This window comes from Roseinatronobacter alkalisoli (genome assembly GCF_028745735.1).
GTDB classification, from domain to species: Bacteria; Pseudomonadota; Alphaproteobacteria; order Rhodobacterales; family Rhodobacteraceae; genus Roseinatronobacter; species Roseinatronobacter alkalisoli.
In genome coordinates this window covers 23,487-39,521 of the sequence record NZ_JAQZSM010000023.1, presented here as the reverse complement: position 1 = coordinate 39,521, position 16,035 = coordinate 23,487, and the positions used below count along the sequence as shown (strand labels likewise).

Here is a 16,035-nt window from a genome sequence, read left to right as displayed (position 1 = left end):
TCGCAATATCTCCTGAACTGGAACGCCAGGATACGCACCGAACGCAGGCAGAGGATATTGCTGTTACGACGGCAGGCGCTTCAGGAGTTCCGCTGATTGTCGTTTCAGCACTTCGCAGTCAGCCCAGAGTGACCAGGGCCGCAGAACGCGTCAGGCAGGAATTTGCCAATGTCGAAGAAAAACAATCGCTGTATTTTCCGCAGGTGTCAGCCAGTGTCGTGTCCGAACTTGCTGGAAATGGTGGGGCAAGTCCACAATTGCGGTTCACCGGTTCCCAACTCCTGTATGACTTTGGACGCACGGAACGCGGGGTAGCCCGGCAAGTGCTGCTTGCACAGAAGGCACATCTGGATTTCCTGACATCCGTTGACGATAGTCTGACAGACATTTTTCGATTGTTGGCAGAGTATGAGAGCCAGCGCCTGCAACTCGCACTTGGGCGCGACAGGTTGGCAAGGATGATCGAATTGCGCAATCACGTTGAAAGCCGGATTCAGGAAGGCGTAACGACCAGCGGAAGCCTGATCGAGGCTCAACGACGGGTCCAGACGGCCGAAACGATTGTGCTTCGTGCCGAACTGGCTATCGCGAGCAAGCGGCGAGAGATTGAAGCAGAGGCCGGAACCGCGATCGGTTCGGCCATTTCGGATATCAACATGAGCCGTCTCAACTGTGGGCCAGCGCCGCTGGAACTTAATACTGTCATCAATGTCAAAAAGGCCCAGATCGATGCAGCCGTCGCCCAACTTGACGCGCAAAACGCGCAATCCGCAAGGATGCCGTCGTTGTCAGTGGAGGCCAGCTCCAGCCATGAGTTTTCAAATCTGCCCAAGGCAGCTGACACACGTCTGGCCTTGCGTGTCGATACGTCGATGCTCAGCGGTGGTGCCAACCGGGCCAGGCGCGATGCAACATCGCGCAATGCCGCTGCCGCCGAGGCGGCGCTTACCGGAGAGCGGCAAAGGGCGCAACGCAGTGTAGAAGGACTTCAAGATACGGCGTCTTCACAACGGGTTCTTGCCGAAGCGCTTAAAGCGCAATCTGCGATGCTGGATGACACCCGTGCCCTCTATCTTCAGCAGTTTCTTGAACTTGATACCAAGTCGATTGACGATGTGCTGAGTGTTGAAGAGGAATACCATCAGACACTTCTTGATACAGAACTGGCGCGCCTGGACATACGCATGTCAGCGATTAACTGTATGTCGGTAAGAGGCCAGCTTCGACGGTTTGTCGGGATAGAGGACAAGTTGCTCTTTGGATTGGCGTTGCGGCAATGAAACCCGAACTGGTAAAGCCCTCAGGTGTTGACGCTTCAGAGAAATCCCCGTCTGACAATCAGACAGTGCTGTCAGCGCTGCGGTCCGTTGCCAGCCGATATGGACTGAACTACTCGCAGGAATCGGTCCGGATTGCCCTGAGATGGGACGACAACCGGGGCAGTACAATCGGTCTGAACAGCATTGCTGAACGCATGGGCCTAAGCCTGCACCCCGCCAGGCCGGAACTCACAAAGTTTGATGCACTGCATCCGCCAATTCTTGTGATAACCGAATTTAACGACGTTCTGGTCATAGATAGCATATCAAGGGCCGGGATCGTAAGTTTCTCGCGGTTTGAGGGTGACCAGTTCCATCGGAACGAGAAGCCCGCAAGTGAGATCATTTCCACCGACAGCCGCTTCTTTCTGGTGCGGCCCTTGCGGAACCTGTCGGATACCCGCGTTGACACGTATATCGCACCTGTCAGTGACAATTGGCTGCGCAAAACGCTGTTTCCGTCACTGACGCCCTATTGGACCGTGATTATTGCATCTTTCATGATCAATTCTCTTGGCCTTGCGGGTATCATCTTCTCGATACAGGTCTATGACCGCGTCATTCCGGCGCAGTCTTATCCGACACTGGCTGTGCTGTTCATCGGCGTGATACTGGCGTATTCTTTTGAATTCTTCTTAAAGCATTCTCGAATTGTGCTGCTGGATGTTCTGGGCCGCAAGGCAGGGCTGCGCCTTTCCGAGACAGTGTTCGGGCGTGCGCTGCGTGTGCGCAATGATCATAAACCCAAATCGACCGGCAGCTTCATCGCGCAGATTCGCGACATTGATACGATGCGCGACGCAATGACGTCTACATCGGTCGGTGTTATAATGGATCTGCCATTCTTCATATTGTTCTGCGGGATTTTCTGGGTGATCGCTGGATCCCTGGTCCTTATTCCGATCTGCGCGTTGGTTGCAATTGTTCTGCCGGGACTATTGATGCAGTCCAAGCTGAAGAAAGCGGCGCAATCTGCCCAACGCGAGGCAGCGCTGCGCAACGCGATCCTTGTCGAAACAATACAGGGCATCGAGGATATCAAGGCACTGCAGGCAGAGGATCGGTTTGAACATATCTGGCAGCAGACCTCTGTATCGACAGCCGGCGCCCAGTCATCGGAGCGCCGTCTGATAGGGGGGCTGACGTCGTGGACACAGGTTGTTCAGCAAAGTGTCTATGCTGTAACCGTCGCCATAGGTGCCCCGATGGTGATGAACGGCGAAATCACGACCGGTACGCTGGTCGGGGCTTCCATCCTCGGGTCCCGCATGATTGCCCCGATGAGTCAGGTTTCCGCAGTTCTGTCGCGATGGCAGCAAGCCCGTATCGGGGCGCAAGGGCTGAAGAAGATCATGCAGATGCCCATTGACCACCCTTCCGAGGAAACCCGCGTCAGTTGCGCAAGATTAAGTGGCAGCTACGTTTTCGAAGATGTTGCCCTGAAGTATCAGGCGGCCACGTCCTCTGCCTTGTCCGTAAAGCGACTGCATATCAAGGCCGGAGAGCGGATCGGTCTGGTTGGCCGGAACGGTGCCGGGAAATCAACTTTGTTGCAAGCCTTGTCAGGCCAGCTGTTCCCGGAATCGGGGCAAATCCGCGTAGACTCGTTGCCAATTGATGCAATCGATCCGGCTGATTTGCGGCGTGATATCTCCTATCTGTCGCAAAATGCGCGGCTGTTCTATGGAACCTTGCGCGACAACCTGATGTTGGGAAACCCGAATGCAACTGAAAAAGAGCTTCTCGCGGCGCTGGACGTGGCGGGCGGTGCGGCATTTCTGAGTTGTTTTGAAAACGGTTGGGATTATCAGGTATTGGAAGGCGGGACCGGGCTTTCCGGTGGACAAAAACAGTCGATCCTGTTGGCAAGACTGATGTTGAGGCGCCCCTCCGTCCTGCTGCTGGACGAGCCTACATCGTCAATGGATGATACAACCGAGAAAGGTTTTATCGACGAATTGCGGAAAGTGGCAATCGGGCGCACGTTGATAGTGGCCACGCACAGGCACCGGATTCTTCAACTTGTTGACCGGCTGATCGTTCTGGACAAGGGCCAGATCATTCTTGACGGTCCACGCGAAGAGGTGCTGGCAAAAATGCGTGGGGCCAGAAAATGACGCTGATCAGCGACCAGGAGAATTTGCTTCATGGCGATGAGCCTGACGAACGGCACCAGAGGCGGATTATATGGCTTGTCGCTTTTCTTTTTGCAGCAGGGTTCTTGTGGGCCTATTTCGCAACCCTTGATGAAGTCACCACTGCGGATGGCGTTGTTATTCCGTTTCAGAACGAACAAGTGATCCAGTCCCTTGAAGGCGGGCTTGTCAGTGAATTGCATGTGCGTGCGGATCAGGTGGTAGAGGCAAATGAGGTTCTGGTCCGACTGGATCCGGCGCGGCTTGAAGCTTCGGTTGATGAAACAAGGGCCAAACTCTTTGCTCGCCTTGCCCGGATAGAGCGTTTGGCAGCCGAAGTGTCTGATCGACCATTGAGTTTTCCAGCGGATCAAGAAATTCCAGAGGAACTGATCGTGTTGGAAACAGCGCTTTATGAAGCGCGCCGCCAGAGCTTCCTGTCCGCCATCGAACTGATCGAGGAATCGCGCGTATTGTTGCAGGAGGAACTGGCGACGATGACCCGCCTTTCCGAACTTGGTGCATCCTCGCGGATGGAACTGGTGCGGCTCAATCGTCAGATCGTGGACCTCAATATACGCGAAGATGACGTCCGACATGACTATTATGTCGTTGCGCGCGAAGGCCTGAGTGTAGCGCGCGCCGAAGCAGAGGCGCTTCAGGCCGAACTCCGGGGGCGGCTTGATCAGCTCCGGCGTGTGACGCTGCGCTCGCCCGTGCGCGGCATCGTGAAGGACATTGCCATTACAACAGTCGGCGGGGCGGTGCCGCCAAACGGGCAGTTGATGACCATCGTGCCACTTGATGATGAACTGCTGGTCGAGGCGCGTGTCCAGCCGCGCGACATTGCGTTCATCCGCCCCGGACTACGCGCGACGGTCAAGGTGACGGCCTATGATCATGCGGTCTATGGGTCATTGGAAGGTGAAGTCATGTCGATTTCGCCCGCATCAATCCGGGATGAGAGTGACCCACAGCGACTGTATTATCGGGTATTTGTCCGCAGCGAGCGCTTTGAGCTGGTCAACAGTGCGGGCCAGTCTTTTCCCGTCACACCGGGAATGGTGACCGCGGTTGATATTCACACCGGTTCCAAAACGGTGCTGCAATATCTGATCAAACCACTGAACCGCGCGGCAGAGGCATTGCGCGAGCGATAATGCACAACCCACCCATGGAATTGCAGGACAGTCGGAATGGACACAACGACTAACACATCTTTCAGAAAGATTCTGGAGGAACTGGAAGAGCGCATAACTGTCCTGCCGGCGCCCTATCCTCGATATGTGGTGTTTCTATCATCATCGAATGGCCAGGAACGCGCGCGGGTCACCACAATAACAGCAAATGATTTTCAGGACTTGAAGCACCAGCTTACGCGCGCGCATCTGAAGCCCCAGCGGTCTGCAAAGTTTCTGCGGCTGGACTGGGTCGCATCCGTGCGCGCCATGCCCTACGGTGACTACGTCAAGGCCCTTCAGGTAGTGAAGCGGAATTACAGTCGCAAGGGCCTGTCCTTCGATGCCGCGTTCAACCGGGCGCTGACAGAGGCCGAAATCAATGCGAATGCCTTGCTTTATCGCGGTGCCAAAGTCCCACATTGCGAGGTGAACCTGAACAATTTGAAAGTTTATTGGAAGCGGCGGTTTGCCGAAGCTGTGCAGATGCCTGCACCTTCCGACATGATTTATTTGTTCACGTCCGAAGGCCTGTTCAGAGAGAAGAATGATGACGTCGTAACCCGACTCCTGCCCACAGGGCCGAATGCCGGACGCAGAACCTTCAACATGAATGAACCGCCGCAGCTTGAAAGCGTGATCCGTGACGGCGCGCGCTATCTGGCAAATGAAGTGAATACTGATGGCACCTTCAACTATGGCTGGTTTCCCTGCTTTGATCGCCCGATTGATCACTACAATACTCTGCGTCATGCCAGCAGCACCTACGCCCTGTCCGAGGCCTATGGCCTGCTTCGCACTGAAACCCTGCGCGCATCGATTGAACGCTCGTTGCATCATCTTGCAACCAAGCGGATTATTCAGCCACTTGGGCCAACTGGTCCTGCCTATCTTGTTGACCTTGCGAATGAAATAAAACTTGGGGGCAATGCGGTCGCAATTCTTGCAATCTGCAAACATGCACAAACGACCGGTGACAGACAATATATTCCACTCGCTGAACGCCTGGGCGAGGGTATACTGTCGATGAAACGCGCCGACGGAAGTTTCAATCATGTGCTGCACGCTGACAGCTTGGAACTAAAGCAACAAAGACGGACAGTCTATTACGATGGCGAGGCAGCATTCGCGCTGGTGCGCCTTCATGAAATCACGGGTGACGCGCGTTGGCTGGAAGCGGTGCGTCAGGCAGTCGCGCAGTTCATAGAGAAAGACTATTGGCAATATAACGATCACTGGCTTGCATACTGCATGGCCGAGCTTTTGCGACACGACCCGGATCCGGAATATGTCCGGTTTGCAGTGCGTAATGTGAAGGATTATCTGGGTTTTATCGCGGGCAGGATCACGACATTCCCGACACTGCTTGAACTATGCTGCGCAACGCGGCTTCTGATCCGGCAAGCTTTGGAAGATCCTGCTTTGCGCCCCTGTCTTGAAGGGCTTAATCTGCCTTCCTTCGTCAACGCCATGGAAGCGCGCGCGCAATATCTGGCGAATGGTGTTTTCTTTCCTGAAGTCGCGATGCATTTCCGCAATCCTGAACGGATCATGGGCAGCTTCTTCATCAGACACCACGGATTTCGGGTGCGCATCGATGATGTCGAACACTATCTTTCGGGGCTTATCGCGTATCGGGACTATCTCGACGATCGTGAAGCATTTGCATCTATGGTCGGCAAGTAGGCCGTCGCAGGTGTTCTCATACAAGGGGCAGATCATTGAAATGGCGCGCTGAAGATATCAAGGGGATGATCAAGGGTGCGGAATGGCGTGTTGCACCAGATCCGGATTTGGTTGTGAGCGGCGTATCAGTTTACGCACCCACATACCGCCCCGGTGAAATGGTTTTTCTACGGATGGCGAAAGGTGACTTCGGAATCCCGCCGCAGGTTCTGAAAAGTGAGGCACCCAACCCGTCAATGGCAATCATCGACGCCGCGAGCGGCGATTTCTCTGATGCGCAGTCAGTTCTGATGGTTCCAAGCCAACAAGAGGCATTGTTTGCATTGGCGGCAGACGCACGCCGGAGAATTCGGGCGCGCGTTGTCGGTGTGACGGGAAGTGCAGGCAAGACCAGCGTCACAGCGATGATCGCACACTGCTTGCAGGGTGCAGGAAGTGTGTATGCCACACGCTTTGGTGCCAATATGGCACGAGGGATTTCCTGGAATCTATGCTGCGTACCAGAGACAGTTTCATATTGCGTTCTGGAAATGGCAATTGGGCAGATGTTGTCAAACAGTAAAATTGCGCAGCCGGATGTTGCTGTCTTTACAAACATTCACCCCGCGCATCTGATTTATCATAAAGATGTCCAGACAATCGCAAGACGAAAGGCACAGATATTTTCGTCAATGCCCGCAGATGGCGTCGCTGTCATCAATGCCGATATGGAACAGAGTGAACTGGTACAGCAGGTGGCAGCGTCGCGCGGGCTGCAAGTGTTGCTGTACGGGACAGGCCCCGGGGTCGATATCCGGCCAATCGAGATATCGGCATGCGAAAATTCCATATCGCTGGATGTTCAGGGTGACCGCTGTGTCGTGCCATTGGTTGGTCATGGCGAGTATGCGGTGCAGAATGCGATGGCCATTGCCGGTGCATTGAGAGCCTTGCATCAGCCTGTCGCAGTTCTGATGGAACAGTTAAATAGCTTTGCCCCGTTGCCCGGACGCGGCCAGACGCTGACATACCCCGGCGCAAACGGCGCAGCGCATATTCTGGATCATTCATATAATGCTAATCCGGCATCAATGCGCGCCGCGCTTGATGAGTTGGCTATGATGCCATGCACCGGTCGTCGCATCGCGATTCTTGGACAAATGGCGGAGCTTGGCGAGGAGGGGGAAGAGCATCACAGGAAGCTTTTGATGGATTTGCGGAATCAGGCGATTGATCAGGTTTGGCTTCTGGGTGACGAATTCATGCCCGTGTTCGATACCGTATCGCAGGACACACGTTTCGCATGTATCGGGCTGGCAGAGCTGCGTCAGAAATTCAGTGCAATGATCGATCCGGGGGACCTGATCATGGTAAAAGGATCAAACAGCACTGGCCTTTTCCGGTTCATGGAACGGTATCGGTAGGCGTTTGATCCCGCAGTCAAATGGTAGCGCGGAAACTTACCGGCGGATGTTCATCAAAGCGTTTCAGCTTTAACCCGAGGCATATCCGGCAGCAGGAATGGGTGTTGTCGTACAACGCCCCTTCATTTGTCTGAGCCAAAACCGGCGTCCCATCACCCAAGTTGAAATAGATCCGATCTGATACCGTATCATATTGTGCCGCCGGGCCACCGTATCAAAGCATCATCCTTCTGCGATCTGTGGATTTTCGGCAGGTCACTGCGGGTCTGTTGCTATAGCCTGACGTATATCCGGCGCGCGGACTCAACAAGCTTGCTGGGGATTGTGCCGGATGTGGAACAGCGCAGGACCTTTGCTGCGGGATGGGGTGGACGCGATGATCCGGGGACGGTTGGTTGAAATATGGCGCTATCCCGTCAGTTCGCTGGGCGGAGAACAGCTTGATCAAGCGATCCTTGACCCCGGCGGTCTGCGCGGAGATCGCAATTTCGGGTTCTTCGACCGCGAGAGCGGGGCGCATATCTATCCGGCGCGCGATGCGCGCTGGAACACCGCCCCGCAGCTTTCTGCGCGAATAGGCGCAGCCGGTCTTGAGCTGTCAGCCGATGGTGTGGTCTGGGCACCCGCCGATGACCCGAAGATGGGCGCAGAAGTGGCGCAGGTTCTGGGCAGGCCGGTTGATCTGCGCGCTTATGGGGAATCTGCTGAACCACGCTACAAAGTTGCGCCGCTGCATCTGCTTAGTCTGCAGGCGATGGCTGCGCTGCGCAGTCTGATTCCCGAAAGCGCGATTGATGTGCGCCGCTTCCGGCCCAATTTGCTGGTTGATCTGCCGGACCTGCCCGGTGATGTACCCGAATACGGGTTGTTGGGGCGGGAATTCAGACTCGGCGGGCTGCGGTTGCGCGGCACGGTGCCTTGCGGACGTTGTGGGTTCACGACCTTGCCGGTCGGCGCGTTGCCCGAGGATCCGGACGTCCTGCGGACGCTGGTGCACAGGTTCGAACGGAATTTCGGCATCTATTGCGAGGTGATCGACGAAGGACCGCTGCAGGTCGCGGCGCCGCTGGATGCGACGGCAGACGGGCGGGGCACTGCGCCTGTGGTGATTGTCGGTGGCGGGCAGGCCGGTATGACGGCGGCGCGTGCATTGCGCAGGCTGGGCTATGCCGGTGCGATCCGGATATATGCGGCTGAACGCCATCTGCCCTATGAACGTCCGCCATTGTCCAAGCAAGTTCTGGATGCAGATGCAGACGTACCGCCACTGTTGAGTGCGCAACAGGTGGCGCAGGCGGGCATCGCGCTGGATCTGGCCACCCCGGTCGAGGCGATAGACCTGACGGCGCGACAGGTAGAAACGGCGGATGGTGGCGTTACGGATTTCGGCACGCTGATTCTGGCGACGGGCGGTGCGGCCCGCCGCGTGCCGGGGCTGAACCGCGGATATGGCAGGGTCCATGAACTGCGCACCCGCGATGATGCCGAACGTCTGGCTGGCGTGTTGCGTCCGGGGGCGCGGCTGTTCGTTCTGGGTGGTGGCTGGATCGGGATGGAAATTGCTGCGGCTGCATGTATGGCCGGGGCGCAGGTGTCGCTATTCGCGCGTTCCGCCACATTGGCGCCGCGTGTTCTGCCCAAGGCTGTTTCGGATGCGCTGGCCGCCTTGCATCGCGCGCATGGCGTGACGCTTTGTTTCGGGGTCAGTCCCGGCTTTCAGGAAACTGAATCCGGCGTGATTTGCCAGATCGGGGGCACGGAACTGACGGGCGATCATCTGCTTGTGGCCACTGGTATGGTGGCCAATGACGGTCTTGCCCGGCGCGCAGGGATTGCCTGTGAGAATGGTATTCTGACCGATAGGGACGGGAAAACCGCGCATGATGGTGTCTATGCCATAGGTGATGTATCCCGCCAGCCAGCCGGGCGGATCGAAAGCTGGCAGAATGCTGATCAGCAGGCTGAACGCGCAGCGCGGCGTATTCTGGGCCTGCCGGTTCCCCCGCAAGAACCGCTGCGCTTCTGGTCAGAGCAGTTCGGCCGACGTGTGCAGATCGTCGGCGGACCGGATCCGGATGCGCCGGTGGTGGCGCAATCGGGCCAGTTCTGGGACTTCGGCGATTTTGCGATCGGTATCGACACACCCGCGGCCATTCATCGGTTTGCGCGCCGCTTCGATACGCGCGACCGCGCGCCTGCCGCCCAGCTTGCTGCCGTTGAAACGCTGCGCGCCGAACACCTGCTGTGTCCCGCTGCGCAACTGGTCGAGGGCGAGATACAGCGCATCGAGCATCCCGCGCGCGGGGCGTTATGTGCAACGCGGCAGGGCGGGCAGATATATGTCACCGATGATCAATGCCCGCATGCCGTCGCGTCCTTGTCAGAAGGTTTTGTAGATGAGGGGCGACTGGTCTGCCCACTGCATTTCGCAGAGTTTGATCTGCGCGATGGCAGGCCACATCACGCGCCCGACGGGTGCGGGGCGCTGATGGTGCATCCCGCGACTGAAAGGGGCGGGCAGATATTTGTCAGGCTGCCACTCCGGAAGGGTTAGGGGTGCCGCGCCACGCCCGCCTTCTGCCCCGCGCCAGCTATCCCATTGCGAAGCCGCGACCAGTTCCGACCAAGAAAGGCCAGACATCATGACATCCCCTGTTGACCACCTGACGCGCAATGACAATCTGAACCGGTTTTTCATCAATTGCCGCTGGGTTGCACCACAAGGCACGACATTCGCAGATGTCGTGAACCCGGCTAGGGAACAGGTGCTGTGCCGCATTCCGCTGGGCAACGCACAGGATGTGGACGCCGCCGTGACTGCGGCGGCCGATGCTTTTCCAGGCTGGAGGCAGAGCACGACCCAAGAGCGCGTGACGCTTCTGGCGCGCCTTGAGACCCTGATGGAGGAGAGCACGGACCTGCTGGCGCATTGCCTGAGTCTGGAGATGGGCGCCGCCATGGGATATGCAAAAACGTCGCAGGTGCCACTGGCAATTGCCCATGTCAGGACCGCGCGAGAGGTTCTTGCCGATTTCAATTTTGTCGAGCAACGCGGCACGACTGCCATCAGCCACGAGCCGATCGGCGTTTGTGCGTTGATTACCCCGTGGAATTGGCCCCTGTATCAGATCACCGCCAAGGTCGCCCCGGCCCTTGCCGCCGGGTGCTGTGTGGTACTGAAACCCAGTGAACTGGCACCGCTGAGCGCGCTGTTATTTGCCGAACTGATGGAGAAGGCAGGCTTCCCCGCCGGGGTGTTCAACCTTGTGCAGGGTGACGGTCCGGGGGTTGGGGCCGCGCTGTCATCGCATCCGGCAGTGGACATGGTCTCTATCACAGGATCAACCCGCGCGGGGGTTGCCGTGGCCAAGGCCGCGGCAGATACCGTCAAGCGCGTCACGCAGGAACTGGGTGGCAAGTCGCCGAATGTCATTCTGCCCGATGCCGATCTGGGGCGGGCCGTGTCGTTGGGCGTCGCTGCGGCCATGCGTAATCTTGGCCAGTCCTGCAGCGCCCCGACCCGCATGATTGTACCGCGTAGCCTGCTGCCCGAGGTTGAGGCCATCGCCGCGCGCGCGGCGCGCGAGATTGTCGTCGGTGATCCGCTGGACCTGGCTACAACCCATGGTGCCATCGCCAATCGCGCGCAGTTTGATCGCATTCAGACCATGATTAAAGTGGGCATATCCGAAGGCGCGCAGTTGATCGTTGGCGGACCAGACCGGCCCGCGGGGTTTGAAACCGGTCTCTATGCGCGCCCGACAGTTTTCTCGCAGGTGCGCCCGGATATGCGCATCGCTCAGGAAGAGATATTTGGCCCGGTCCTGTGCATCATTCCCTATGATACGGTGCAACAGGCCATCGCCATCGCGAATGACACGATCTATGGCCTTGGTGCCCATGTGCAGGGCCGCGAGATGGAGATGGTGCGCAACGTCGCATCGCAGATCCGCGCCGGGCAGGTGCATCTGAATTACCCGGCCTGGGACCCGCATGCGCCTTTTGGTGGCTACAAGACATCCGGAAACGGGCGCGAATACGGGCGCGAGGGACTGCTTGAGTATTTCGAGGTCAAGTCAATCCTCGGTTTCTTTACATCCGCCTGATGGCGGGTTGGCATCCCGGCAGAATCCACCGCAGCTTCGGGTGACATCGCCATCATCCACTGCCAGATCGCGGAATTCGGCACGCAACACTTTGAAGCGCGGGTCAGACTGACTGCACAAGATGAGGGCCACGCGCAACAGGAGCTTCCATGTCTAATCTGATCACTATCGACACAGACCCCGGCTTTGCCCCAAAAGAGTCGTTGCCCCAGCCCGACAGGCTGATTTCAGGGTCGCCGGCCTTCAAGACCTGGGCGCAGGATTCAACTGAATCCGGGAAAATCCTGACGGGCGTGTGGGAGGCTACCCCGGGCGAGAGCCACTCGATCAAGGGTACGACCTTTGAGTTCTGCCACATCCTTTCCGGTCTGATCGAGATAGAAGAGAGCGGCGGCGAGACCCGGACCTTTCGCGCCGGGGACAGCTTTGTCATGAAGCCGGGCTTTGTGGGTGTCTGGCGGACAATTGAAACCGTGCGGAAAATATATGTCTGTGTTTACGAATAATCGGTCGGCAGCCCGGCGTGCCGGATTGGCGCATTGCCCATGGCGCAGAAGGAAATGCCCGAACTGGGCCGAACAACAGACGATCCTGCCGTCGAAGCGCAAAGAATCTACGATTGTCCTGCACTGGGCGGGTCAAGCTTCAGAAAATGGCGGCCCGAGCCCTTGGCTCATTTCTCTTGAAAGGAGGCGAACCACAATGGACGCAGAGGTAAACCCGATGCCCCCCATTCCCGGTATCGCGCCCAGGCTGGAGCAGCAACTATGAATACCGAACCCGGAAACAAGGATTTTCCCGAAATCGCCCTTGCTATTCGCGACCTTACGGTTGCGCTGCCAAAGGGGATGGAACGGGGATATGCGATAGAAGGCGTTTCATTCGATCTGCACCGTGGACAGATCCTTTGTGTGGTCGGCGAATCCGGTTCCGGAAAATCGGTGACAGCAAACACCATGATGGGGCTTTTGCCCAAAGCAATGAAAATCAGCGCCGGGTCGATCACCCTGGAAAACCGCGAGATTGTCGGCATGGACGCCGAAGCCCTGCGCAGTTTGCGCGGCCGTGTCGTCTCGATGATATTTCAGGATCCGCTTTCGGCGCTCAACCCGCTGATGACTGTGGGTGCCCAGATCGACGAAGCTATGACAGCGCATGGTTTCGGAACACAGGTATCGCGCAGGGAACGCGCTATGGAGCTGTTGACAGAGGTTGGTCTGCCAGAGCCGGAACTGATGTACCACCAGTATCCTTTTCGCCTGTCAGGTGGGCAGCGGCAGCGGGTCATGATTGCCATGGCACTAGCGCTGGAACCCACGATCCTGATTGCAGATGAACCCACCACCGCACTGGATGTGACGACGCAGGCGCAAATCCTGAAGCTGATCCGTGACATCCAGCGCCGCAAGGGCATGAGCGTGATGTTCATCACCCATGACTTTGGCGTTGTGGCCGAGATCGCTGACAGTGTGGTCGTGATGGAGAAAGGTAGCGTCGTCGAACAGGGCAGTGCGGAAAAGGTGCTGAAATCCCCCGACCACCCCTATACGCAACGCCTGATCGCAGCTGTTCCGCATCTGCGGGGCGATGACCGCAGATCCCTTCAAACGGCGCATTCAGCGCCGCTGCTGAAGGTCAGGAATCTGGTCAAGACATATACCAGCGGAAGTCTTTTGTTCCGCACCCGCCGCGTCGTGCCTGCCGTGCAGGACGTTTCTTTTGAACTGGCCCCGGGGACTACTTTGGGTGTGGTTGGCGAAAGCGGGTCGGGCAAATCATCGCTGGGCCGTTTGCTGATCAAGTTGATGGCAGTTGATTCCGGGCAGATCCTGTTCGAGGGTCAGGACATTGTCACCCAGTCAGAGAGCGAGTTTCGCAAGCTTCGGCCAAAGATTCAGATGATCTTTCAGGATCCTTTTGCCTCGCTCAATCCGCGTATGACGATCGGGTATATCCTGACCGTGGGGCCGATGGCCCACGGCATGCCCGCCAGACAGGCCAGAGAAGAGGCGCGCGCGCTCCTCAAGAAGGTTGGCCTCGATCCGGGCGCATATGACCGGTATCCGCATGAATTCTCTGGTGGGCAGCGACAGCGTATCGGTATCGCCCGGGCATTGATGTGCAAACCACAACTGCTGATCGCGGATGAAGCCGTTTCAGCGCTTGATGTCTCGATTCAGGCCCAGATTCTGGAACTGCTGGACCGGATCCAGCGTGAGACTGGCGTTTCGATGATTTTCATTACCCATGATCTGCGCGTTGCCAGCCAGATCTGTGACGATATTGCGGTCATGCAGAAGGGCCGGATCGTCGAACAGGGACCACCTTCGCAGATATTCACCAACCCGCGCTCGGCCTACACGCGCGAGCTGGTGGCCGCCATTCCGGGGGAAAGCGTGCAATCGCTTCAACCGGAAATGGCCGGACCCTGACCGCATAAATACAAAAACCTCAACATGGGAGACGACCAGATGACAAAGAAACCGTTTAAACTTCCGGACATGTCGCGCCGCAATGCCCTGGGCCTGATGGGCGCTGGGGCGGCGGCACTGCTTGCGCCCAACCTGCTGGGCAAACCCGCCTTCGGTCAGACCCCGCCCGACGCGCCCGCAGGGCGGATCATGGTGGGCGTGTCGCAGGAGCCCACTGTCTTCAACCCGCTGATGCCGCATATCGAGGTGGATGATAACGTCCATTTTTCGATCTTCGACGCGCTTTTCCGTATCAATGAGAATGGCGCTATCGTGCCCAATCTGGCAAGCGAGGTGCCCAGTCTGGAAAACGGCGGCATTTCGGAAGATGGGCTGGAATGGCGCGTCCGTCTGCGCGACGATGTGCGCTGGCATGATGGCGAACCTTTCACGGCAGATGATGTGAAGTTCACGCTGGAGCTGATTGTCAATCCCGACTTCCGTTCTTGGCGCACGACGGGTCACAACCTTGTCCGCGATATCGAAATTGTTTCGCCCACAGAAGTTACGTGGCGGATGGAAGAACCCTTCGCACCCTATTTGTCCTTCCTGACAGAGACCTTCATTGTTCCTGCCCATATCCTGAGCAATGAGAGCAACCCCAATGAGGCGGCCTTCAACCGTGCGCCCGTTGGCACAGGTGCCTTCCGCTGGGGGCGGCGCACAGCTGGCGACAATCTGGTTTTGCAGGCCAACCCCGACTATTTTGGCGAAGGGCCATATATCGAAGAACTGATCTTCCGCTACATCCCTGATATGACCGTGCTTTTCACCCAGTTTCAGAGTGGTGACATCGATATCGTTGGCCGGTCCTACATCACCCAGGACAACTATGAGGCGGCCAACGCCCTGCCCGACCGGGTGGTGGACCTGGTGTCGACCCCTTCGGTTGAATCGATCTATCTGAATATGGAACGCCCGCAATTCCAGGACCCTGCTGTGCGGCAGGCGCTCTATCTGGCGCTGGACCGCGGTTCCATCATCGACGTGCTTTACTACGGCCTGCCGAAACCGACAGAAACCTTCATGCCGCAGCAGTCCTTCTACTATCATGATGGTCTGCCCACGCATGAGTTCAACCTGGATAAAGCGCGCGAAATTCTGGATGAGGCGGGCTGGCTGCCCGGTCCGGACGGCATTCGCGCCAAGGACGGGGTGCGGTTGTCGTTCAACAACTCCACCACAACTGGGGCCCATCTGCGCGAGCAGGCACAGCAGTTCGTTCAGCAAACCTTTGCCGAGATCGGCGTGCAGATGAATATCGAAAACCTGCCTGCCGCTGTGATGTGGGGGGATTTCTGGGGCCAATCGGAATTCGATACGGCAATGGTGGGCATCACATTCCTGATCGCTGCTGACCCGGATGTAAGCAACCGCTTCCACACCGCAGCCATTGCGGCACAAGGCGGGCGGGGGTCAAATACCGGGCAATATTCCAACACCGAGGTTGATGCCCTGCTGGAAGAAGGTGCGCGTACCTTCGACCCTGACAAGCGGCGTGAAATCTACCTGCGCATTCAGGAGATCATCCGCAGCGACCTGCCTTTCCTGCCGCTTTTTGCCTATACTCAGGTTTATGGGCGCAAGGCTGGAATCGAGGGTTTCGTGCCCAACACCAATACCCGAAGCGAGACCTGGCACGCCGCAGGTTGGTACTGGTCCTGATCCAGACAGTATGCTGCCCGCGCCTGATGCGCGCGGGCAGCACAGACCTGCCGCTTCACACCGTCCCGCAAG

At 57.6% G+C, this 16,035-nt stretch carries 10 protein-coding genes; all 10 read left to right on the top strand.

All coding sequences use genetic code 11. The features are described 5' to 3' along the window. Nucleotides 1-458 precede the first annotated feature (458 nt). The 10 genes from PUT78_RS24005 to PUT78_RS18140 all read left to right on the top strand — a co-directional run bounded on the left by PUT78_RS24005 (nucleotide 459) and on the right by PUT78_RS18140 (nucleotide 15,963). Nucleotides 459-1,280, top strand: a complete 822-nt coding sequence (locus PUT78_RS24005) for a TolC family protein (RefSeq protein WP_476453970.1) — start codon at nucleotides 459-461, stop codon at nucleotides 1,278-1,280. Next, a complete protein-coding gene (locus PUT78_RS18180; protein WP_274353692.1) occupies nucleotides 1,277-3,436 on the top strand; it encodes a type I secretion system permease/ATPase in 2,160 nt (719 codons plus the stop codon). The genes PUT78_RS24005 and PUT78_RS18180 overlap by 4 nt, the downstream gene beginning before the upstream one ends. Further along, nucleotides 3,433-4,614, top strand: coding sequence for a beta-barrel domain-containing protein (locus tag PUT78_RS18175; RefSeq protein ID WP_274353691.1), 1,182 nt, complete (start codon nucleotides 3,433-3,435; stop codon nucleotides 4,612-4,614). Before PUT78_RS18180 ends, PUT78_RS18175 begins: the two co-directional genes overlap by 4 nt. A 36-nt stretch (nucleotides 4,615-4,650) precedes the next feature. Next, complete coding sequence (locus PUT78_RS18170; protein WP_274353690.1) at nucleotides 4,651-6,318, top strand: glycoside hydrolase family protein; 1,668 nt, start codon at nucleotides 4,651-4,653, stop codon at nucleotides 6,316-6,318. Nucleotides 6,319-6,383: 65 nt separating this feature from the next. After that, nucleotides 6,384-7,721 carry a UDP-N-acetylmuramoyl-tripeptide--D-alanyl-D-alanine ligase gene (locus tag PUT78_RS18165; protein ID WP_337994703.1) on the top strand — a complete coding sequence of 446 codons (1,338 nt, stop codon included), beginning with the start codon at nucleotides 6,384-6,386 and terminating at the stop codon, nucleotides 7,719-7,721. A gap of 331 nt (nucleotides 7,722-8,052) precedes the next feature. Continuing rightward, entirely contained in the window at nucleotides 8,053-10,275 is a 2,223-nt protein-coding gene (locus PUT78_RS18160) for an FAD-dependent oxidoreductase (protein ID WP_274353689.1), read from the top strand. A gap of 88 nt (nucleotides 10,276-10,363) precedes the next feature. Further along, nucleotides 10,364-11,827: an aldehyde dehydrogenase family protein gene (locus PUT78_RS18155; protein ID WP_274353688.1), complete on the top strand. Its 1,464-nt coding sequence runs from the start codon at nucleotides 10,364-10,366 to the stop codon at nucleotides 11,825-11,827. A 149-nt stretch (nucleotides 11,828-11,976) separates the two neighbouring features. Further along, nucleotides 11,977-12,333, top strand: coding sequence for a cupin domain-containing protein (locus tag PUT78_RS18150; RefSeq protein ID WP_274353687.1), 357 nt, complete (start codon nucleotides 11,977-11,979; stop codon nucleotides 12,331-12,333). A 261-nt stretch (nucleotides 12,334-12,594) separates the two neighbouring features. After that, on the top strand, nucleotides 12,595-14,259 hold the full coding sequence (locus PUT78_RS18145) for an ABC transporter ATP-binding protein (RefSeq protein WP_274353686.1): 1,665 nt from the start codon (nucleotides 12,595-12,597) through the stop codon (nucleotides 14,257-14,259). Between the two features lie 39 nt (nucleotides 14,260-14,298). Beyond that, complete coding sequence (locus tag PUT78_RS18140; RefSeq protein ID WP_274353685.1) at nucleotides 14,299-15,963, top strand: peptide ABC transporter substrate-binding protein; 1,665 nt, start codon at nucleotides 14,299-14,301, stop codon at nucleotides 15,961-15,963. Nucleotides 15,964-16,035 lie beyond the last annotated feature (72 nt).